The organism is Chitinophaga sp. (assembly GCF_039596155.1).
Taxonomy (GTDB): domain Bacteria; phylum Bacteroidota; class Bacteroidia; order Chitinophagales; family Chitinophagaceae; genus Chitinophaga.
Window position 1 is genome coordinate 53,553 of record NZ_JBCNKF010000031.1, and the last position, 22,905, is coordinate 76,457.

19 protein-coding genes are annotated in these 22,905 nt (G+C 45.7%); 11 read left to right on the forward strand and 8 right to left on the reverse strand.

The features are described 5' to 3' along the window. The first annotated feature begins 32 nt into the window (after positions 1–32). The 5 genes from ABDW33_RS24975 to ABDW33_RS24995 are packed head-to-tail and all read left to right on the forward strand — an operon-like array spanning position 33 to position 5,880. Entirely contained in the window at positions 33–659 is a 627-nt protein-coding gene (locus ABDW33_RS24975; RefSeq protein WP_343692830.1) for a TetR family transcriptional regulator C-terminal domain-containing protein, read from the forward strand. 15 nt (positions 660–674) lie between these two features. Continuing rightward, the gene (locus ABDW33_RS24980) at positions 675–1,976 is read left to right on the forward strand and encodes an AarF/ABC1/UbiB kinase family protein (RefSeq protein WP_343692831.1); all 1,302 of its coding nucleotides are present in this window, start codon (positions 675–677) and stop codon (positions 1,974–1,976) included. Positions 1,977–2,010: 34 nt separating this feature from the next. After that, positions 2,011–2,682 (forward strand): response regulator transcription factor, encoded by a 672-nt coding sequence (locus ABDW33_RS24985; protein WP_343692832.1) that lies wholly within the window; start codon positions 2,011–2,013, stop codon positions 2,680–2,682. Further along, positions 2,657–3,961, forward strand: coding sequence for a HAMP domain-containing sensor histidine kinase (locus ABDW33_RS24990; protein WP_343692833.1), 1,305 nt, complete (start codon positions 2,657–2,659; stop codon positions 3,959–3,961). Before ABDW33_RS24985 ends, ABDW33_RS24990 begins: the two co-directional genes overlap by 26 nt. A 38-nt stretch (positions 3,962–3,999) precedes the next feature. Beyond that, a complete protein-coding gene (locus ABDW33_RS24995) occupies positions 4,000–5,880 on the forward strand; it encodes a TonB-dependent receptor (RefSeq protein ID WP_343692834.1) in 1,881 nt (626 codons plus the stop codon). A 54-nt stretch (positions 5,881–5,934) separates the two neighbouring features. On the opposite strand, the gene ABDW33_RS25000 is transcribed toward ABDW33_RS24995, so the two are convergent. From ABDW33_RS25000 to sppA, 5 genes are all read right to left on the reverse strand, one after another. Then, the gene (locus tag ABDW33_RS25000) at positions 5,935–6,432 is read right to left on the reverse strand and encodes a DUF2911 domain-containing protein (protein ID WP_343692835.1); all 498 of its coding nucleotides are present in this window, start codon (positions 6,430–6,432) and stop codon (positions 5,935–5,937) included. Between the two features lie 116 nt (positions 6,433–6,548). After that, a complete protein-coding gene (locus ABDW33_RS25005; protein WP_343692836.1) occupies positions 6,549–7,073 on the reverse strand; it encodes an SRPBCC family protein in 525 nt (174 codons plus the stop codon). Positions 7,074–7,132: 59 nt separating this feature from the next. Next, the gene (locus ABDW33_RS25010) at positions 7,133–7,675 is read right to left on the reverse strand and encodes an SRPBCC family protein (RefSeq protein WP_343692837.1); all 543 of its coding nucleotides are present in this window, start codon (positions 7,673–7,675) and stop codon (positions 7,133–7,135) included. Positions 7,676–7,771: 96 nt separating this feature from the next. Beyond that, positions 7,772–8,875, reverse strand: coding sequence for an ABC transporter permease (locus ABDW33_RS25015; protein ID WP_343692838.1), 1,104 nt, complete (start codon positions 8,873–8,875; stop codon positions 7,772–7,774). Positions 8,876–8,985: 110 nt separating this feature from the next. Beyond that, positions 8,986–10,743 (reverse strand): signal peptide peptidase SppA, encoded by a 1,758-nt coding sequence (gene sppA / locus ABDW33_RS25020; protein WP_343692839.1) that lies wholly within the window; start codon positions 10,741–10,743, stop codon positions 8,986–8,988. A gap of 71 nt (positions 10,744–10,814) precedes the next feature. On the opposite strand from sppA, the gene folK reads away from it, so the two are divergent. Further along, positions 10,815–11,315 carry a 2-amino-4-hydroxy-6-hydroxymethyldihydropteridine diphosphokinase gene (gene folK, locus ABDW33_RS25025; RefSeq protein WP_343692840.1) on the forward strand — a complete coding sequence of 167 codons (501 nt, stop codon included), beginning with the start codon at positions 10,815–10,817 and terminating at the stop codon, positions 11,313–11,315. Continuing rightward, entirely contained in the window at positions 11,312–11,935 is a 624-nt protein-coding gene (locus ABDW33_RS25030; protein WP_343692841.1) for a deoxynucleoside kinase, read from the forward strand. The genes folK and ABDW33_RS25030 overlap by 4 nt, the downstream gene beginning before the upstream one ends. Positions 11,936–12,266: 331 nt before the next feature. Here the strand turns inward: ABDW33_RS25030 and ABDW33_RS25035 are convergent, their stop codons facing one another. Next, positions 12,267–13,496: an NAD(P)/FAD-dependent oxidoreductase gene (locus ABDW33_RS25035; RefSeq protein ID WP_343692842.1), complete on the reverse strand. Its 1,230-nt coding sequence runs from the start codon at positions 13,494–13,496 to the stop codon at positions 12,267–12,269. A 238-nt stretch (positions 13,497–13,734) separates the two neighbouring features. Between ABDW33_RS25035 and ABDW33_RS25040 the strand changes: the two genes are divergently transcribed. The 3 genes from ABDW33_RS25040 to ABDW33_RS25050 all read left to right on the forward strand — a co-directional run bounded on the left by ABDW33_RS25040 (position 13,735) and on the right by ABDW33_RS25050 (position 17,891). Then, entirely contained in the window at positions 13,735–16,122 is a 2,388-nt protein-coding gene (locus ABDW33_RS25040; RefSeq protein WP_343692843.1) for a hypothetical protein, read from the forward strand. A gap of 90 nt (positions 16,123–16,212) precedes the next feature. Next, complete coding sequence (locus ABDW33_RS25045; protein WP_343692844.1) at positions 16,213–16,746, forward strand: 5'(3')-deoxyribonucleotidase; 534 nt, start codon at positions 16,213–16,215, stop codon at positions 16,744–16,746. Positions 16,747–16,796: 50 nt separating this feature from the next. Continuing rightward, entirely contained in the window at positions 16,797–17,891 is a 1,095-nt protein-coding gene (locus tag ABDW33_RS25050; RefSeq protein WP_343692845.1) for a lipase family protein, read from the forward strand. Between the two features lie 423 nt (positions 17,892–18,314). Here ABDW33_RS25050 and ABDW33_RS25055 read toward each other — a convergent pair whose 3' ends face one another. Further along, positions 18,315–19,502, reverse strand: a complete 1,188-nt coding sequence (locus ABDW33_RS25055; protein ID WP_343692846.1) for a hypothetical protein — start codon at positions 19,500–19,502, stop codon at positions 18,315–18,317. 505 nt (positions 19,503–20,007) lie between these two features. Between ABDW33_RS25055 and ABDW33_RS25060 the strand changes: the two genes are divergently transcribed. Next, a complete protein-coding gene (locus tag ABDW33_RS25060; RefSeq protein WP_343692847.1) occupies positions 20,008–20,994 on the forward strand; it encodes a fatty acid desaturase in 987 nt (328 codons plus the stop codon). Positions 20,995–21,033: 39 nt separating this feature from the next. Here the strand turns inward: ABDW33_RS25060 and ABDW33_RS25065 are convergent, their stop codons facing one another. Further along, positions 21,034–22,830 carry a glycoside hydrolase family 9 protein gene (locus tag ABDW33_RS25065; RefSeq protein ID WP_343692848.1) on the reverse strand — a complete coding sequence of 599 codons (1,797 nt, stop codon included), beginning with the start codon at positions 22,828–22,830 and terminating at the stop codon, positions 21,034–21,036. Positions 22,831–22,905 lie beyond the last annotated feature (75 nt).

A 22,905-nucleotide genomic window follows, 5' to 3' on the forward strand; every position in this document is an offset into this window, starting at 1 on the left:
GCGGCATTTTGGACAATTTAAACCCTGAATCAATGGAAAATAAACTCATTCGTGAAGCCTATAAAAATTACTGGCTGGAAAACGGGAAAAAACCAGTTTCTGTATACATATTCTGCCAGCAACTAGGTCTTTCTGAAGCTACTTTTTACGATAGTTATGCATCTTTCGATGCAGTTGAAAAAGACATCTGGCTGTCCTTTTTCACCGATACACTGGAAAAACTGAACGCCGACGATACCTATCTTGGTTATTCTGCCCGCGAAAAGCTCCTCACCTTCTACTTCCTCTGGGTACAGAAACTGAAAGAAGACAGGAGTTACATTCTGCAACAGAAAGAACAATTCCATATTCCCGGGTATCATGAAAACAGGCTGGAAAAGTTCAAAGATGCGTTTTATGAATACGCAAAAAACCTGATCCAGGAAGGGTACCAGACCGGGGAAGTAAAAGAAAGAAAATTCATTTCCAGCCAGTATGTGCATGGCTTCTGGGTACAGGCACTCTTTGTGCTCAACTACTGGATCAAGGATGATTCAGAAAAGTTTGAACTGACAGACGCCGCGATTGAAAAAGCAGTGAATCTCAGTTTCCAGCTTATCAGCTCGGGCACACTTGACAGTATACTGGATTTCGGCAAATTTATGTTCACCAAGAAGTAGAAGAGATAAAAGGTAATGAAAGAGCAAACTAATATTCCTACGGGAAAAGTGGAAAGAGCGAGTCGTTTTGTGACCACAGGATTGAAAGTTGGAACCAATTACCTGAAACACTATACCAAGAAACTCATTGATCCCAATATCAGCAAGGAAGAGCTACATGCAGACAATGCAGAAGACATTTACGATACGCTCAGCAACCTGAAAGGCAGTGCACTGAAAGTAGCGCAGATGTTAAGTATGGACAAAGGCATGTTGCCCAAAGCCTATACCGACAAATTTGCGATGTCGCAGTACAGTGCCCCTCCCCTTTCTGGTCCGCTGGTGATCAATACCTTTGTCAAGACCTTAGGCAAAACTCCCGCGGAACTCTATGACACCTTCGATGTAAAGGCTGCCAATGCCGCCAGTATCGGACAGGTACATAAAGCGACGAAATGGGGGAAAGAACTGGCGATCAAGATCCAGTACCCCGGGGTGGCAAGCAGTGTAAAATCTGACCTCCGCATCGTTAAGCCTTTTGCCATGCGCATAGTAGGTATGAACGAGGTGGACATGGATAAATACTTTGAGGAGATTGAAACAAAGCTGCTGGAAGAGACCGATTATAAACTGGAGCTGCATCGCTCTATGGAAGTATCAGCATTGTGTGCACACATTCCCAACCTGGTATTTCCGCAGTATTATCCGGAACTCTCCAGCGAGAAGATCATTACGATGGACTGGTTAAAGGGATTCCACCTGAAAGAGTTCCTGCTGAAAAATCCTTCGCAGGAGGCCAGGAATAGCATCGGACAGGCATTGTGGGATTTTTACCAGTTCCAGGTACACCAGCTGAAAAAGGTACATGCCGATCCACATCCGGGTAACTTCCTCATGAGAGAAGACGGTACCATCGGTATATTCGACTTTGGCTGTATCAAGGAGATACCTGAAGATTTCTATGTCAACTATTTCCTGCTTGTAGATAAAGAGATATTGAAAGATGAGGCGCGACGCAAGCAGATCTATACGAGCCTGGAAATGATCCATCCCTCGGATTCAGACAAGGAGATTGAGTTTTTCTCCACCCTGTTCCAGAAGATGATTGACATGCTCACGCTACCATTTACCGTACCGGAATTTGACTTTGGCGATGAGACCTACTTCCAGGAAATTTATGCTTACATGGATTACGTGGCCAATCTGAAAGAAGTGAAGGAGTCGAAAGTAGCCCGCGGGTCCAGGCACAGCCTGTATGTGAACAGAACCTACTTCGGCTTGTATTCTATTCTAAGCGATCTCAAAGCGAATATTAAAACGGGGCTTCCTGCACAATAAGCAGGGCCCCATTTTTTTTTCGTATCTTTTAAGTATGAACATTCTTATCATCGAAGACGAACAGGCACTACAGGAATCAATAGCACAATACCTCGGAAAACAGGGCTACGTATGCGAAACAGCTACCAACTTCCGGGAAGGCATCCAGAAGATCAATGATGCAGAATTTGAATGTATTATTGCCGATATTGGCCTCCCCTATGGCAGTGGGCTGGATATTGTAAAAGAACTGAAACAGATCCGGTCTGATGCAGGTATTATTATCATCTCTGCGAAAGATTCTCTCGAAGACAAACTCAATGGCCTGGGCCTGGGTGCCGATGACTATCTCACCAAACCGTTCCATCTATCAGAGCTGAGTGCACGGATCAATGCCCTCCTTCGCCGCAAGCATTTTGGCGGCAATACCAGTATAATCTTCCAGGACATACAGGTGATTCCTGCATCCAAGTCGGTGCTGGTACACCAAAAACCTGTTGAATTAACAGCCAAGGAATACCAGTTGCTCGTATACTTTATTGCCAATCAAAACCGTGTTATTACGAAATCAGCCCTTGCTTCTCACCTGTGGGGAGATGAATATGACATGGCAGGTTCCTATGATTTCATCTATTCACACATCAAAAACCTGCGTCGTAAACTGATGGATGCCGGTGCACCTGATTATATCAAGACGGTGTATGGTACAGGTTACCGGTTCGAATAATATGAAGCTCCTCACTAAAAATACGATCTGGTTCTTATTGATCATGCTGCCATTGCTGGCTGCAGGGGGTATTTACCTGTATCAACAGTTTGACAAAGAACTAAAGAAAGAGATGGACGAAGAGCTGGTGAATGACCAGATTCAATGGCTGCTCTATTTTAAATCTATTCCTGACGATAGCCCGGTGTTCCGGATTACGACGCCGGAGTTCAGTATTCACCCCGCTAAGGGGCCTGCGGATGCGCAACCTTTACTGAAAACGATTATGCAGTACCAGGAGGTTGAACACAAGGAGGTACCTTACAGGCAACTGGAACAGGTGATCAGGATCAGGGAGAATTTTTACACCCTTACTATCAGAAAATCGCTGATCGAAAAAGATGACCTGATCAGGAATATCGCGTTGGTGATGACACTGGCGTTTATCGGGTTGTTATTGTTTGTGATCCTTGTAAACAGGTTGATCAGCCGCAGCATCTGGCGGCCATTTTACCAGTCACTGGAAAAGATGGAAAAACTGCAGCTGGAACAGATGCCTCACCTTACATTTCCGGATACTGCTGTGACTGAATTTAACAGATTGAACGAAGTGCTGCTGAATGCCACGTCGCGCATGTACCATGATTTTGTGATCATGAAAGAACTGACAGAAGATGCTGCACATGAAATGCAGACACCACTGGCCATTGCGCAAAACAGGCTGGAGCTGTTATTGCAGGATGAAGCGTTACAGCCCACCCAGCTAAAATCTATCGCACAAACGCACGAGGCCTTACAACGGTTATCGCACCTGAACCATAACATGCTGTTTATGGCGAAGATCGGGAACAAGCAATTTATGCCTGCCGGGAATATCAGTATCAGGGCAGTACTGGAAAAACATCTCCGTCTATTTGAAGAACTGATAAGGGACAAGGACCTGATGGTGCGCACAGACATTAGCGGAGACCTTTCCCTGTCGCTGCATCCGTTGCTGGCTGATACCCTGATCAGTAACTTACTGGGCAATGCGATTAAATATAATTATCCCAAAGGTGCTATTACCATACAACTGAATGAGCAATTGTTCAGCATCTGCAATACCAGCGAATACCCGCAGATTCCTGCCACCCAGTTATTTCAGCGGTTTAAGAAGAATGCCTCTGTCCTGGAAAACAGTAATGGGCTGGGACTGGCCATCGTGAAGAAGATTACGGATACGAATAACTTAAAGATCTATTATATACATAAAGAACACGAGCACCATTTTATTGTCAGACCGAACCCGCATCGTCATTAATCCAGAATTTCCCCAGTATTGACTATTTTCTTTGCTCCATGAAGTTTTCATGGTGGATACTATTATTGACGCCAATTGGGGTCTTAGCCCAGGATACCAGTAAAATTGCAAGGGATACCGGTAAGGTGGTACAGATCCATGAAGTTGTGATCAGTTCTACCCGCACCAATAGCCGCATCGAGGACCTGCCTATGAAGGTGGAAGTGTTAGGACCCGAGGATATGCAGGAAGAGGGCGGCATCAAACCAGGTAATGTGGCAGGATTGCTGGGTGACCTGTCGGTGATCCATATCCAGAATACTTCTGCCATCAGTGGTAATAATGCCATCCGCATGCAGGGGATGGATGGAAAATACACCCAGCTTTTGAGGGATGGCCTTCCCCTGTACGAAGGGTTGAGCGGCAATTTTGGCGTACTGGCCATCCCCCCGCTGGATTTAAAGCAGATAGAGATCATTAAGGGTTCCATTTCTACCTTGTATGGAGGAGGGGCGATTGCGGGGATGATCAATTTTATCTCCAAAACGCCGGGGCAGGAACCAACGCTCGACATCTTGCTGAACCGGAGTACACTGAAGGAGAACAATGCGAATATTTTCTACGCACAAAAATTCAGGCGGACGGGATTTACGTTCTTTGGAGGTGTAACTCACCAGAATGCCACTGACGTGAACAAAGATGGATTTAGTGATGTGCCGCAGTTAAGACAATACCTTGTGCATCCCAGATTTTTCTGGTACCTGAATCCGTCCACCACCTTTACGGCCGGTTACCAGGGCACATTTGAGCAACGTGCAGGGGGAGGTGCCTTTTATACAGAAAAGAACAATAGTAACCGTAACAGCTTAGACCTGCAACTGACTCATAAAGCCCTTACGATAAAGAGCAATGCCAGTCTCTACGACCTGCTGCATACAGAAGGGAGTTTCTTACTGAAAGGCCGGCAATTGAACACTTATACAGAAGCCAGTTATAAATGGCATGGTGCGGTACTGGGAATGAATAATACCAGTGAGGCTTATACCAGGGATCAGCATGACAGTAGCCGGATAGGTAATTATACATATAATACAGTTGGATTCTTTGCGCAGGATGGGATTCAGATAACCCCGCAATTCATGATAGAAGGCGGGTTACGGGCAGACCATCACAACATATACGGCTGGTTCCTGCTGCCCAGGCTTGCGATGGTGTATAAACCAGTCACCGACCTGTCTATCCGGCTGAGTGCCGGTACCGGGTATAAGACAGCTGCTATCTTCACCACACAGACACAACTGCTGGGATATAAAATGCTGGCTGCTATGCCGGAAGGATTGACAGCAGAGAGAAGTAAGGGGGTGAATTTTGACGCCAACTATCATACAACGATCGGCAAACTGGATCTGACATTGAACCAGGCATTTTATTATACCTATGTGAAACATCCGATCTTACCTGTGCTGAGAAGTGATAATCTGTATGAATTGCAAACACAGGCAGCTCCTTTGCGGAGTGCAGGTACAGATACATATGTGAGAATGGGATTGGATGATGTGGAATTGTACCTGGGGTATAATCATACCATTGCAAAGATCCATACAGACTACGTGCCGTTTGCACCACAGGATAAATTTGCTGCAACGCTGGCGTATGAGATAGAAGGTAAATGGCGGATGGGGGTCGAAAGTGCCTGGAATGGTCACCAGTATTTATACAACAATGAGAGAGCACCCAACTATTGGTTCTGGGCAGCGATGGTATCCAGGCAAATAGGTAGTCATGTTACGCTGGTATTAAACGGAGAGAACCTGTTTGATGTGAGGCAGGGTAAGCATACACCATTATATACAGGATCAGTGAGCGATCCTTCTTTTGTACCCCTGTGGGGGCCTGTGGATGGCAGGCAGATAAATATGTCAGTTAAATGGAGCCTATAAAAACCAAGGCCGTCTCAAATTGAGGCGGCCTTTTACAATAAAATACATTGCTCATTACTTCACTGGCACTTCCACGTGGGTTTCATCCCATTCTACAACCATTTTACCTGCTGGCAAAGTGATAGTCAGTTTTTCAACCGGTGCTTTGGTCTTTGTAACCGGTGCTTTGGCTTCCAGTACATTGTTTACTTTGATGGAATCATACTTGTAAGCACCCCATTGTTTCAGGTCGCTGTTCAGGATGAAAGTCCACTCTGATTTAGCAGGGATAGCGAACAGGGTGTAAGTACCTGCTTTTACGGCTTTACCGCCGAAGCTACCATCTTTAGCAAAAGTGATTTCAGTTGCTTCGTTTGCACCCAGGCGCCATACTTTATCGTAAGGTACCAGTTCGCCGAAGATCACTCTTCCTTTCTTAGAAGGCTGACCATAAGCAACTTTTACATTTTTTCCCTCAGCAGTTACACGAGGGCTTGCCGGCTTTTTTTCCTGTGCAGATACAAGGCTGCTTGTAGAAGCCAGCAGTGCAAAGATTAAGAGGAATTGTTTCATAAAGAATAGAAAATTTATGGAAAATTACTGCATTAAGGGGGAGCGGTCGTTACCGTTTGTGTATTTTATAGGTATGTTCAAAGCCCTCTTCTGTCCGGCAGAAGAGGGCTTTACTATTATTTCCCGCTTTCGCAGATACTTTTTAGTTGTGTGAGCCCAGCTTCCAGCTGTGGACCGGTCAACCTGTCTGCCATGAATCCACGCAATTTCCACCATGGCCAGTAACCCAGGTGAGTTTCGAGGCGCCACATGATAGCTGTTGCTTTGCCATCGGCGGCAGGCTTGAGTTCAAAGAATGCATCTACAGGACGCATGGCATTGAAGGTCATTTTATACGTAAGTCCCTTATCAGGATGGCTTTCCAGAATAGTTACCTTTCCGGAAATGGGATCTTCGTGCTGAACACCCGTCCAGGTGAAGAAAGCCCCCTGCCCGGTGGAAGGAACGGAAAATTTCTTATGCTGTGCAGTTTCGTTGGCAGCCCAGGGATTCCAGGCCGGCCATTTGCTCAGATCGTTTAACTCTGCATAAACGGTAGACATAGGGGCATCAATGACACCCGAGCGTTCAACGATCGCATTGGCAGGAAATAAGAGGGAGATCAGGAAAAGCAGCACACCAAAAAAGACGGCGCTGATCAAGGCTAGTTTAATTAATCGCATATGAACAAGTCCAGACTGTTAAGTTTGCAAATCTCGTTCTATTTTGGCAAAGGAGAAAGGAGAATAGTTTCTAAATTAGCCAGGCCTTTTTCAAAGTCCCTTCCTACCCATTTGTCCATTAGTAAGCCCATGAATTTTTTATAGGGATTATAGCCCAGTTCTGCAGTCATTGTCCAGGTCACCGTCGTTCCGCCAGCTACTGGTTCCAGTTTAAAAGTAGCCTTGGCCAATCGTTGGTCCATGAAGTGCATATCAGTAGCAATAAACTCATCCGGCCGGGAATTCGTGATCATCATCGCTCCCTTACCAATCTGCCTGTTGTCGCTTTCCCAGCTATACGCGGCTCCTATCCCACTTTCTGTATCAGTATACAGCAGCTTTATGTGGGGATCTATCCGGTGCCAGGGGGACCAGTTCTCCCAGTTACGGACAGTATTGATCTGGTGAAATACGGCAGCTGGAGCGGCGGGAATGACCCTGACACGCACCACCTTCACCGTAGCCGGTAAAAACAGGCTAACAATGAAACACCCAGGGATGATCACTGCCAAAGCGCCCAGGAGAATAAAAAAGGCTTGCATACCTAAAAGTTAGGAAAAAAAAGCGACTATTCCCGCGGGAAAACACGCATGGAAGGAGACTTATTTCTACCGGAGCATGCTATCGGAGAAGGGCTGTTATTCCCATCTGAACACCTTCACGGCCACTGCATAGATAATGATACCCCACAGTGTGATCACCCCGAGTTCCAACCCAAGGTTCCACAAATGCAGGCCCTCAAATGCTACCTTGCGGAAAGCATCGTTCAGGTACGTGAGTGGCATAATGCGGCAAATCACCTGTAACCAGCCGGGAAATACATCTACAGCAACAAAAGTACCTGCCAGGAGGAATTGTGGCAGTGTAATGATATTGGCAAAAAGCGGAATGGTACTTTCACTATTGGCTAGTCCGCTCACGACGAACCCAAAGCCCATAAACACCACGACGCCGAGTGCTGTCAGGACCAACATTTCGAAGAAAGTACTCCACCCGTGTACCAGTGTGAACCCAAAGAAGAAATATCCGATTGCAATGATGAGGATAGCGCCGGTGATCTGGAAAACCAACCGGGCCAGTGATTCACCCAATACGATATGTAAGCGCCGGATAGGCGTAGCGAAGAAACGTTTTAACACCAGCGTCTGCCTCAGGCCAAAGAAGAGGAAGGCAGTACTGAATACGGCGGCACTGAGCAGCGAGAAGCTCAGCAAACCTGGCAGAATGAAGTCGATGGTGGTATACCGGCGACCGGGCAGGGTAATCAGCGGTGCTACTTTTGCAACAGAGGCATGGCTATAATATTTCGCATCTGCATTCCGGATCACCCCATTCAGGATGGCGTTGAATACACCGATCTTTTCAACGGCGGCAGTAGAAGTATATACCTGTATGGCATTGGAAGGAATGTTGTCTGCAGCAGGTAATTCCGTTACTTTCAGGATGGCGGTGATATGCCCCTTTTTCAGCTCTGACTGCAATTCTGCATTTGTCTTATCTGTTACCAGCTTCAGGCTTTTCTCCTTTAATAACTGCTGGTACAGGTAGCTGTGTGTATCGGTCGCACTGTCAACACCTACCTTAACAGATACAGTACTATCTCCGATAAAGCCAAAACAAAGTAAAATCACTAATGGAAAGCCCAGGCTGAACACTACTGCCGAAGGACTTCTCAATATTGCTTTCAAACTTGCTTTTGCCATGGCCAGCAATGCTGTCCCCTGACTATATTTCACCGCCATAAGCCTATTTAGTTGCTAAAAAATCGCGTAAAACTACTACTGTTTTATCTAAGTTGTATAAAAAAACCTGCCACAGCGGGCAGGTTTTAAGTAAATTTTAAGTGACAATTCTATCTGATCTCAATGTCAAAAGGAATTCTGGCCTGTACCTGGCCATTCATTTCCTTTATTCGCTTCACCTGTTCGTACAGGCCGTAGTTCTCGCCGAGTTCTTTTTTCACGATACTGGATTGCATATCGCCGCCCAGGCTTCTTACTACTTTTTCAAGACCTCCCTGGGGTTCAGGATACTCTTTCACTTTGAAGGAGCCGGCATGTACCATTTTGGCGGCACAGGCAATCGCGTCCTGGATGCCACCGATACGGTCTACCAGTCCCAGTTCCTTTGCCTGTACACCACTCCATACACGTCCCTGTGCGATACTGTCTACAACCGCACCACTCAGTTTACGGCCGTTTACCACCCTTGCTTTGAACACGGCATAGGTCGTATCCACACCATTCTGGATGAAGCGTTTTTCAGCATCTGTCATCGGACGGCTGGCAGTACCCAGGTCAGCATACTGTGCAGTTTTCACACCGTCGAATGTAACACCCAGTTTATTTTTGAAGAAGTTACCCAGGTTCGGAATTACGGCAAACACACCGATAGAACCGGTGAGGGTATTCGGTTCTGCGAAGATAGAATCGGCCATGCAGGAGATGTAATAACCACCGGAGGCAGCATAATCCCCCATGGAAACGATCACTGGTTTATCTTTCTTAGCCAGGGTCAGTTCACGCCAGATGCTTTCTGACGCGAGGGCACTACCACCGGGAGAATTTACCCTGAACACAATGGCTTTGATATCCTTATTCTGACGGGCTTCCCTGATCAGTTTGATGTAACGGTCGCTGCTGATCACGCTCTCTTTCTCACTATCCCCACCTACAATACTACCCTGTGCATAGATTAAAGCGATACTGGCATCGTTGTCTTTGAAACGGTGCTCATTGGCATTCAGATAACTACCCAGGGTCACGAAATTCACCTTGTCAGTACCACTCAGGTTCAGGCGGGTTTTGATCTCATCCATGACCTGGTCGTCGTAGCGCAGGCCATCCACCAGTTTCAGGCGGGCAGCATCGTCTGCATGCTGGATAGCGCCATCGTTGGCATATTGATGTAAGGTAGCGGTGTCTATTTTACGGCTCTGCCCAATATTATAGAGAAAGTTGCCATACAGGTCACCGAGGTAAGCATTTGTCTGAATACGGTTAGCCTCGGTCATTTCCGTTTCGCGCAGTGGTTCGGTAGCGCTTTTGAAACGGCCATCGTAAAAGATCTGGGGTTGGATTTCCAGCTTTTCCAGCAGCCCTTTCAGGAAGGTAACCTGCGAATAGAAACCGTTGAAATCAAGGCCTCCTTTAGGGTGGAGATATACCTTATTGGCAACGGAGGCAACAAAGTAACTCTGCTGGCTCATATTCTCGCCATAGGCATAAATCCACTTACCAGCAGCTTTGAAGCGGGTAAGTGCATTTCTGACTTCCTGATTGGTTGCAAAACCATTGGCGTTGCCTTCCGTTTTCAGGTAAATACCTTTAATATTGTCGTCCTGGGCAGCATTGTCGATCAGCCTGATGACGTCGAACAAACCGGGGTTTCCATCATCCCCTTTTTTGGTGAGCATGCTGAGTGGGTTGGCGACTTTCTGTTCACTGAATTCCTGGGATGTTTCCAATACCAGTACACCATTAGGGGAAATAACCACTTTATCAGGCGATAAAGCACTTCCAATGAGTCCCAGGAGGATGAAGATTCCCAAAACACCAATGACAATGAGTGCAAGTAATGTGGCGAAAAAGATCTTAAAGAAACTACGCATATTTTGAGATTAAGGAAAACTGCTTTTCCCAAAAATAAAGATTATGTCTACTTTTGGGCCGTTGAAGATACATGAATAAAGCAATATTACTTATAGGTGGTAATCTGGGCAACCGCACAGAGAACCTGCAACAGGCTGTGATGCAAATAGATAAGCGGGCGGGAACAGTTGAAAAAAAATCAGGTTTGTATGAAACCGCCGCGTGGGGGCATGTTCAACAGCCGGATTACCTGAATCAGGCGTTGCAGATCTCTACGGACCTGGGAGCTGAGGAGCTGTTGGAGACCGTCCTGGATATAGAACGGCAGTTGGGAAGGGTACGCCAACAGAAGTGGGGAGCCCGGGTGATAGACATAGATATCATCTTTTATAACGATGAGGTGATCGATTTGCCGGCCCTGAAGGTGCCACATCCGCAGATGGCGAACAGGCGGTTTGTACTGGTGCCAATGGCAGAAATTGTACCCGATTGGATCCACCCGGTTTTACAAAAAGATGTCAGCGCCCTGCTGGCAGCATGCCCGGATACATTACCAGCCCATAAATATCAGTTACAGGAGCAAGCCAGATGAATTATAAATACATTACAATTGAAGGAAATATAGGTGCAGGTAAGACGACGCTGGCAACGAGACTGGCAAAGCATTTTGGTGCGCATCTGATACTGGAGGAATTTGCGGATAATCCATTTTTGCCTAAGTTCTACGAAAAACCGCAGCAATATGCTTTTCCACTGGAGCTGTTCTTTATGGCAGAGCGGTATAAGCAACTGAAAGATATGTTGCAGACACAGGATATGTTCAACAACTTTTTCATTTCAGATTACCTGTTTATAAAAAGCTTGTTGTTTGCAAAGGTGACACTGAAGGACGAAGAATATAACCTGTACCAGAAGTTGTTTGATATTATCAATCCGCAGTTGTTGCAACCGGAATTACTGATTTTCTTGAATGCACCGATCACGAAACTGCAACAGAACATTAAGAATCGGAACAGGTCTTATGAGCAGTCAATTCCTGATAGTTACCTGGGAGATCTGCAGGATGTGTATATGCAGTATATAAAACAGCATCCGGTAAAAACGCTGATGGTCGACACGACCAAAGTAGATTTTTTAAATAACCAGGATGATTTTGACAGGTTGTTACAAGCTTTGGAAGAGGATTATCCGCCCGGTATTAACTATTTTTAAAAGAGAATATAACAACTAAAAACGCTTTTGCCGGTGGCAAAAGCGTTTTTAGTTTGGGCCGTTGTAAAGCAACCGGGAAAGTAGCAGCCTATAAATTTCCTCTATCCGATAATAAATAATATTGCTTTGCGCTATACAAATCCGTCAGCTACATTTGCACCATCACACAAATACACAAGCAACAAATGAGGCAGGCAAAAGCATCCGGCTATCCTTGTTAAAAGCATGCGATCCGGACACTGTGGTGTAACAGTTGCCGAGCCTGATCATGTGCACGTATAAGATTTGATGATTAATTTAGTTTAGTGTTTTCAGGGGGCTGACTGTCCAGTCAGCCCAATTTATGTGCGATAGCCTGTGCTGCGACGTAACCACTGCTCCAGGCATGCTGGAAATTGAACCCACCTGTGATACCATCCACGTCCATTACTTCACCGCCAAAATACAGGTGCGGACATAATTTACTTTCCATGGTATTGGGATCGATCTCCGTTAGTTTGATACCACCACAGGTCACGAATTCTTCTTTGAAAGTGGTCTTGCCTTTCACCGGGCATTCCATGGCTACCAGTTGTTTGATGAGTTTATTTTGCTCTTTGGAAGGGACATCTGCCCAACGTGCATCTTCCCCGATACCAGATTGCCCGAGCATAAATTGCCACAGGCGCTGGGGAAGGCCAAAAGGATTTTTGTTGTAGATTTTTTGTCCTCCCAGTTCAAAGCGGCGTGCCTGCAGGTCTTCGCGCAGACTGTTTTCATTTTGATCCGGCAGCCAGTTGACAATGGCGGTAAACTGGTATTGTAGCGCTGCCAGCTCCCGTGCTCCCCAGGCGGACGTCCGCAAAATAGCGGGTCCACTTAATCCCCAGTGCGTAATGAGCACTGGTCCCTGTTCCTGTAGTTTGGTCCCGGCAATCTTCACTGCGGCAATCGCACTAACGCCCATAAGGGAAATGATAGGATTGCCCGGCATATTGAATGTAAAAAGGGAAGGCAGGGGTGGTACGATCCCGTGGCCGGTGGCCTGCAACCAATTGAATTTATCTACCTGCGGATAACCACCGGCAGCGACAAAAACGAACTTCGTTTCAATAGGAGCTTCGTTTTCCAGCAATACTTTCCATCCATCAGCTGTTTTTTCCAACCCGGTTACGGCCTTGTTGGTGCTGATCTGAACGCGATATTTATCTGCCTCCCTGAGTAAACAATCAATAATCGTCTGCGAGCTGTCGGTGACGGGAAACATACGACCATCAGGTTCGGCTTTTAATGCGACTCCCCTCTCCTGGAACCACTGAATAGTGTCAGGCACGAAAAAATGGCCAAAAGACTTCTTTACGAAATGCTGCCCCCTTGGATAACGCTTTGACATATATAATATATCGGGGGCGTTGTGGGTTACATTGCACCTTCCGCCACCAGAAACTTTCACCTTTGAAAGCAGTTTACTACTTTTCTCTAACAAGATGACTTCCAATGAATTTGCCATTCTTGCGGCATTCACTGCACAGAAGAAACCGGCTGCCCCACCCCCTATAACTACTAATCTATTGTCTTTCATTTAATTACACCTGATCGTTAAACTGATATTTTCTTAACCTTTTTCCGCCTGCAATATCCTAAGAAAGTTTATAACAATTTAGTTTATAAAACACTAGTTGGATTTTTTGTATATATTATTTTTTCATACTATTTTGCATATTATATTTTTGTATACTATATTGTCGCAAATAAGTTTCCACATGCAATCTGTGAAATCTAAAAAAAATCGCTTAAAGTGGTTGCTCCCATTATGTCTGATGGGAATCACAGCAGCCCTTGCATTTTATCCCGCCGATGAATGGCAGGATAAAATTACGCAAGCCCTGGAACAGTACAGCAAACGTTTTCCCCAGGAGAAGGTTTATCTGCAGGTAGACAAAGACTACTATGGTGCGGGTGAAACTATCTGGTTCAAAGCGTACGTATTGCTGCAAGGCCAACCTTCCCTGTCCGCAACGAACCTGTATGTAGAATTGATTGACAAAGGTGGGAATATCGTTCAAAAGAAACTTATTTCCATAGGTGGTGCTACTGGTTCCGGTGCGTTTGTAGTTCCGGAAACAATGCCAGCCGGCCAGTACCAGATCCGTGCATATACTGCCTGGATGCTGAACTTTGATGCCGAATACCTATTCTACAAGGATATTGAGATCTTTGATTCGGCTCACCCGGGCCAATTGCCATCTAAACCTGCTGGCAATGACTTCGCTTGTCAATTCTTCCCTGAAGGGGGTAATATGATCGCAGGTGTGGGCGGTCGTGTTGCTTTCAAAGCGATTGACCAGTTAGGTTACCCTATCGAAGTGAATGGAATTGTGCAGAACCTGAAAGGGGAAACAGTTGCATTAATCAAAACTACCCGCGACGGTATGGGTATGTTTGACCTGACTCCTGTAGCAGGGGAAACTTATAAAGCTATCGTTCAGACAAGTAAAGGACAACAAAAAACTGTACTGCTGCCAGTATTGAAGACAGCGGGTGTGGGACTTAAAATATTCAACAAGGGCACGCGCATTTTCTACCAGACATTGCCTGCTACTAAAGATAATCCTGTCTATAACAATATGCTGATTGTAGCATCCATGCAGCAGCACGTTATCTACAAAGCAAAGCTGAATGCAGCAGAAGGTCAGTTAAGTGGATTCATTCCAACGGCTAAACTGCCTTCAGGTATTGTACAGTTCACGATCTTCAATGCTGATGGTATGCCATTGGCAGAACGCCTGGCATTTATCCGCAAGCCTGATCAGCTGCAACTGACTTTACAGGGTCTGAAGATCAACAATCAGCCGAGGCAGAAAAATGTGATCGAGGTAAAAGTACCTGATACCCTGCTCACCAGCTTGTCTGTAGCTATCACGGATGCTGACAACGTAGTATTGTCCGATGATCAGAATAACATTCTCTCTAACCTGCTGATGACTTCTGATCTGAAAGGTTATATCGCAAATCCTGCTCAGTATTTCAAAGATATGGATCCTGCCACCCTGCAGGGACTTGACCTGATCATGATGACGAATGGCTGGAGAAGGTTCAGCTGGGAAAAGATCCTCCACAATTACCTGCCAGAGATCAGGTATCCTTATGAACAGGGGCTGCTGCTGAAAGGTGTTGCTACTATCAACAAGGGTACTGCACCACTCGCAAACGGTAAGGTGGATTTCATCCTGAAACAGCCGGTTGATACTTCTACCGCTTTCTCTTCTGTTACTACGAACGACAAGGGTGAATTTGCAGTAGACCGCCTGCAGTTCGTTGATACCATCAACGTATTTTATCGTGCAAACGATATGAATAAAGCCTGGAAAGACGTCAACGTAAAGTTTGAGCCTCACTTCTTTGAGACACAGACGACGGCTACGATGCCTTATCCTTTCAGAGAGCCACAGCCAATTGAAAATACAGTGCTGAACAGCTTCCTGAATACGGTAAATGAGAACAATGCCGTATCAAAATCCATCCAGCAGAAACAGATCTTCCTGCAGGAGTACAACGTAAAGGATAAACGTCTGACCAGAACTGAAGTAATTGAATCCCGTTATACCACGGGTATGTTCAGCTCAGGAGATGGTTATTCATTTGACCTGACAAAATCGGATAATGGTGCCATCAGCATTTTCCAATACCTGCAGTCTAAAGTACCCGGTCTGATCATCAATACAACCGATCCTACTACGCCTGCTATGCAGTGGCGGGGTGGTTCTCCGGTGCTGTTCCTGAATGAGATGCCAACCAGCGTACCGATGCTGAATAATATCAACATCCAGGATGTTGCGTACATCAAGGTATTACGTCCTACCTTTGCCGGTGGTTTTGGTGGTAGTGGCGGTGCAATCGCAGTATACCTGAGACGTGGCGGTGATAGCAAAGCGGATGTAGATACACGTGGATTTGACAAATACCGCAAAGCGGGTTATGATATCGTAAAAGAATTCTATGCACCGGATTATACAGTACGTAAGGAGATCCACATTTTGCAGGATAAACGTCTTACACTGTACTGGAATCCGAACCTGATTGCAGACACGCTGACACATACAGCACGCATTTCTTTTTATAATAACGACTTTACAAGAAGGTTCAGGGTAGTGGTAGAAGGTATGGCGGAAGATGGCAGCCTGGGTCGTGTTGAACAGCTTTATTAATCATACATGTTAAATAAAAAACGCTTCGGCCTGCGGTCGAAGCGTTTTTTATTTATATTTATTCATCTATCGTTTCGTAAACTCTCCAGAATGCAATACATGCCATCTATCGCCATAGATATGGATGAAACCATCGCAGATCCCATCACCAAGGCCCGGTCCTGGTATTACCGGGATTATGGTACCCTCTTTACAGAAGACCAGCTCAGGGGCAAATCACTCTCCGAAGCCGTTCCTCCTGAACATAAAGGGATTATTCATCAATATCTCAATACCCCTGGGTTCTTTCGCGACCTGCCCGTGTACCCCGATGCGCAAAGGGTGATCGCTGCACTCAATGAGAAATACAAAGTATATATTGTTTCTGCTGCCATGGAATTCCCCAATTCCCTGATGGATAAAGTCAGCTGGCTACAGGAGCACTTCCCCTTTCTTACCTGGCGGCAGTACTGCCTTTGCGGTGATAAAAGCCTGGTGCAGACAGATTATATGATCGATGACCTTATCAGGAACTTCCAGTTCTTCAAAGGCAAACCCCTCCTGTTTACCGGCCCTCACAATATCCATATCGAGGGATACGATCGTATATTAAACTGGGAAGACGCTGCTGCGAAATTACTCTGACCGGCACTATTCCTGCATAGGATATCTCGTAAACAGCTAATTATTACCTGATGATCAGAAAGGGACTTTTATTGTTGCTGCCCATACTGGGCCTTTATTGGAATACCAGTTACGGACAGTACCTCAAACCGGGATTTGACCCCAAAGAATATGCAGACATGCTGGCCATCTGCTTCCTCACAGCAGATACCCCGTGGACCAACAAGGTACCACCGCCGGAAAATTCCAAACTCATTTACCGCTCCAAAGAAACGGGATTGCATAACCGCTGGGACCTCTGGACCTACCACGACAAGGTGGCGGTGATCTGCATCCGGGGAACAGTGGGTAATAAAGAATCCTGGCTGGAAAACTTTCATGCCGGTATGATTCCTGCCATTGGCCAGTTCCGGCTGAATGACAGCACAAACTTTAGCTACCGCTTTTCCAGGGACAGCAATGCATATGTACATGCAGGCTGGACGCTGGCAGTAGCCTCAATGGCCGGCGACATCGTCGCAAAGATCAAGGAGCGCTACCAGCAGGGCATACGTGAATTTATCATTACCGGTCACAGTCAGGGAGCAGCCATTAGCTTCCTGCTGCGCTCCTACCTGGAATATATAGATGATCCCTCATTCCCCAAAGACCTCACCATCAAAACTTATAGCAGTGCCGCCCCCAAACCGGGGAATCTGAACTACGCTTACGATTATGATTTCGTGACCCGCAATGGCTGGGGATTCAGAATAGTGAGTACACGCGACTGGGTACCGGAATCACCATTTTCGTTACAGACCACCCGCGATTTCAGCAACCCGAACCCATTTATGTACATAAAAAAGTCGCTGCGTAAACAGTCGCTGCCTGTAAGAATAGTCGTGAACTATATGTACGGCCGGCTGGACAACAGTAGTAAGAGAGCAAGCCGCCGTATGCAAAGGGTACTGGGTAAACAGCTGTATAGTTTTGTAAAAAAAACACTGCCTGAATATAAACTGTCCCCGTTAGTGCAAAGCCATAATTATACGCCCGCAGGCGTACCCGTTATACTGGCACCTACGGCAGATTACGACAGGAAGTTCCCTTTTGATGGCAAAAATGTTTTTGTACACCATGCATATGCTCCTTACCGGTATTTACTGGAAGAAGACTACATGAAATAATGTGGTGAGGGATTAAATAGTCAATACTATTTGCTGGCAGCCGTTTGTAGGCGACAGGATGAAAAAAATTTTATCCGGAGATGAGTACTAACTGATCACATTAAACGATATAGTATCAAATCGATCCGTTTAACATGTAATTAACTAAGGACTTAACGGGGTATTAACCAAGTTCCATAAGTTTAAGCGCTATGTTTGTATAGATAAAAGCAAAAGCACGTTGTCCTTTACTTCCGGGTTCCAGATATCCTGCGCAGGGTATCTGGATCTGGGGGTTGAGGGTTAGGTTAAGATTGTCATTTGAAATAACTTATTTGCTATAAGGGGGAAAACTCAAGGTATCTACAATTACAGGTATCAAAAACCAACTAAAAAAAGGGGCTGCCGAATGGTAGCCCCTTTTTGATTTGTATGGTGTGAAGGTTAGTCCTTTAACTTATGCAGGAAAGTGCTGAGTTTAAACAACAATTCATCCTGTAGTCCTGCTCTCAGTTTCGCTTCTTCATCAGTGATACCGAGTTTACGCATCCGCTGGTAGTAACCGTAAGACCCGCCGATCAGGTTCAGGCATTCCTGGATCTTTTGTTTTACATCTTCGGCCTTACTCTTTTTTTCAAACTCTTTTTTAGAGAGGATTTTATGTAAGTAGAAGAACGGTTCTCTGGCTTCTACCCATTGCTGTCCACGCTTGTGCTGGGGTTTATACACTTCCAGATAGCAATTATCTAAAGTGAGTACATCCCCCAGTTCTGTGCGGATATCAATTACCGGCGGGTGTTTCTTTTGCTTTTTCAGCTGGCTGCTGATGAGGGCACCTTTTTCACCTGCGCTCACCAGGACCTGGTGCAGGGCAGACATTTCCATACTGATGGTGATCTTGCTAAGGCGGCTGCCTGCTTTGAGTTTACCAATCAGGCTGGGATTAGCATGTTCATCAAACACGATATCTTCCACCAGTATTTTGCTAACCATGCGATAGTTAGGTGTGTATGCTTCGGCATCAGGCGTTTCCTTCTTGGCCACTTTTTCCTTTTGCTGCCGGCGAACGGACTGGAGGTAATCATCCATCATGCGGAGGTCCTGCATGCGGAGGCGATTGTACAGTTCGTGCTGCATATAGTTCGCTACATTGCCCAGTGACAGCAGGTCGTCCCATACATCACCGTGCTGCGCTTTTTTCAGTTCTTCCAGCACTTCTTCAGCTGGCATATTGCGTCGGTATAATATTTCCGAGATCAGGAAGATCGAAAAATCGTTGACCGGGTATCCCAGTTCCGGCAGCAGGTCATACGGGCTACGCTTTTGTTCGGCGGCCTGCAGCAACTGGTCAATGTCAGATACCACCGGGGCCAGCAGGTATTTGCGGGCTGCCGCTCTCAGCTTCTTACTTACATAGTCCAGCAGCTGATCACTCAGCTGACGGTGACTGGCAAAGTCGTGTAAGATCTGCACAAAACGCTTGGATGTGGGCAAGCCGAACTGTAGCAGAATATCATTTTCCATCTCCAGCACAACTGCACCACCGGCCTCCTCCCTGCCGGCCTTCGTCCGCAAATCTGGTTGCTGACAACGCTGATAGTACTCCTGTAATTTCAGTTTTAGCTTATCCATATAATTGATCAATTAATTAAAAATTTTTACACATACTTCGCCTGTGCCTGCTCGCATGACAATGCCGTATGACAATTGCACATGTGCCCGGCAATAGGGTACAAATAGCTGTTTTACAATAAATTAATTAATGGGAGTAGTATGTTGAATTAAATGGGAAGCATGCAAATCTAACCATTTTTGGGAAGACACCAAATCAGTAATTATCCATTTCAAATTTTACAGCCGCAGGCAAACCCGGCTATTCGTTCCAGAGAAATGTTAAAATAGGTCAACAAGCGGTCTTCTATGCATATTTTTCGTGTGAGTCTGCTTGTAAAATAAAAAGAATCAATTATTTTGGCCTTCGGCGAACTAAGATCAATAGTATATAGATTATTTTTTATATTTTGCCCGATGAAGTATTTCTTTGCCAAAGCAGCTATCATGTGAGACCTATAGTGCGAATTAGCTGGCGGAATTACCTACAACATTAAAACAAATTCAAAAAATCCATAAACAACGCATGACTAACAAGCCTACCGATTTTACCTGGAGTACGGATCCGAATCCGCACCATGTGAGAGTTAGACAAATCCTTAAAGAACACCCGGAGATGAGGGAACTCGTAGGAAAAAACCCATACACCATATTCCTCATTCTTGGACTTGTCGGCGCACAGGTTGCCCTCTCATACTGGGTCAATGACCACTCATGGTGGTTGGTTTTTGGCGCTGCCTATCTGGTAGGTGCATTCATCAGCCATGCCCTGTGGGTAATGATCCACGAATCCAGCCACGGCCTTATCTTCAAAGGTAAATTGCCCAACATGCTGGCGGGTATGATTGCCAACCTGCCGCATATCTTTGCCAGCTCCGCATCTTTCCAGAAATATCATCTCAAGCATCACGCTTACCAGGGTGAACATGATCTGGATGCAGATCTGCCTGACTTCTGGGAAGCTAAACTGGTTAGCAACAATCCACTCTACAAAGCAATGTGGTTCCTGTTCTTCCCAGTATTCCAGGTGACCCGTACTGCCCGTCTGAACATCGAACTGTTCGACCGTTATGTAGTTTTGAACTGGATCATTCAGCTGACTTTCGATGTCGCCATCATCATGCTCATCGGTCCGAAAGCATTCGTGTTCATGCTGGCCAGCTTCTTCTTCTCTGTAGGTTTACACCCACTGGGCGCCCGCTGGATACAGGAACACTACCTGACGCTGGATCCCGTTCAGGAAACTTACAGCTACTATGGTCCCTTGAATAAAGTGGCATTCAATGTGGGCTTCCATAACGAACACCACGACTTTCCTTCCATTCCATGGAATAAACTGCCACAGATCAAAGAAAAAGCGCCTGCTTATTACGACTCTTTACTGTCACATCAGTCATGGTCTAAGCTCATCTGGCTGTTTATCTGGAATCCAAAATTATCCCTGTACTCAAGGGTGATGAGAAAAGAGAAAGTGAAGATTGCAAAAGAAAAAGAAGAATCAGTTTCTGCTTAAAATAGCTATCCCGCCTTACCACAAGGCGGGATTTTTTTATTATTCCTTTACCGCAATCGCATATAAATACCACGCTGCATGCGGCAACCATTGTTCCGCCCATCTCCAGTCATAATCTTTTCCTGTAACTGCGTACGATAAATTGAAGTCTATATCCGCCTCGTTTTCCAATCCTGATGTAATTCCATTTACTATGCCACCGGGCGCATTTGTATATTCAAACGTACCAAAGAAACCATATGCGGGATTGTTGTGTCCCGTACCCTGCAACATACAGGCATCAAATGGATTCAGTCCCAGTATCCAGTTCAGCTGATCCAGTGCAAATGATGCCAGACTATCATGCAATGGTTGATCCGTTTTGAATAATTGTGCTGCCATTCGCGCCGCTGTTGCCATAGCTCCCAGCCTTGCATTCTCTCCCTGCCACCATGGAGCTGCTTCACTACCGTGTGGAAAGAAAAAGGTATACTTCCTGATGCCGGCAGTGTCCTGCGTGTATTGCCGGCTATACCCAAATGGATTTTTCACCGCATGCGTAATGGATAACTCATATGTCATATTCTTCTTCACTGCACTTCGTATTTTCTGCTGCATAACCGGGTCGGCTATCTGATAATACTGAAGTAAACTCACCACCGGCAATCCTGCATCAGAAGGATGAAAGAAAGGACGATCCTTATCATCCGCAATGAAATATCCGGTATCAGAAAGTCGCTTCATTAACGCCAGGGCACGTTTGCCGGCAGCTTTCAGAAAGCGTTCCTCCTTTGTTGCTTTGTATAGCTCCGTTGCTGCAGTGAGTGCACAATAATCATCTACGATGTTTTCCTTACCATCGTTTGTCATACGGGCATTCTCCTTTTCCAGGAAGTTAAATGCATTGACTGCCGCTTTTAAATATTGATCATTAGAATCGATCACGGCTGCCATGGCTAACGCGGCTATAGATAAACCTCCTCCGGAACGATAACTACACTGGTAGCTGCGCCAGTTATGTTCATCCATCGCAGTGCCACTATAAGACTGCTCTTTCGACTGCTTGATCCGGTAGCCTTTATCCTCCGCGCGGATCAGCCTGTCCTTAGCCAGTTTGCCAGGACCCGGCGCAGCGACAGAACGATAAAAAGACCCGTTCTTTGCCTGCATGCGTGCGAGGTAATCTGCCCCATAAGTAGCTTCGTCCAGTATTCTTCTCAGGTATTGACGATAGTCAGTACCGGGCTTCTGTTGTAGTAATGTATATGTTTTGAAGAGACTATAAGCCGTGAGTGAAATCTGTTGCGGATTGAAATAAGTAGAAAAAGACAGGTGCGACAAATGCTTGCCATAGTCGCCGGTTGCATCATACCAGCCACCATGCGCATCTACGACCTTACCGTCTACAGCCAGATGCCGATCTGCCTCATCAAAGAGTCCCGTACACCGCTGTCCTTTAAAATAATAGATCACATCTGAAACCGTCGCCTGCTCCAATACGTTCTTATTAATACTGAAAGGATACGATTGAATTACTTTCCCATCTGCCAGCAGCCGGATATAATAATCGCCATAACTGGTATAAGGTGTAAAATCTATCGTCCAGAATACCCAATGTTTCCATTGATCGACAGGACCACTGTATATGGCGGCACCCTCATAGACTGTCTGACCTGTATGAGCGGCAATCAATTCAAATTTATCGATAGCCTGTTTGGCGTCTGCCTTAATTATAGCATGTTTGGGAAGATTATACTCGTACCCCACATGATTCGTGATGATCTGTACAGATTGTGCAGCTACACTTAACGGGAGAAAAAAATAAAGGACCTGAACAAGATTCCTGATAACTTGCATGACAAAGATTTTGGCTGGTATTGAATTTACAGCTTTTTGCGGGAGGACAGAAACATTACAACAATCTTACATCCA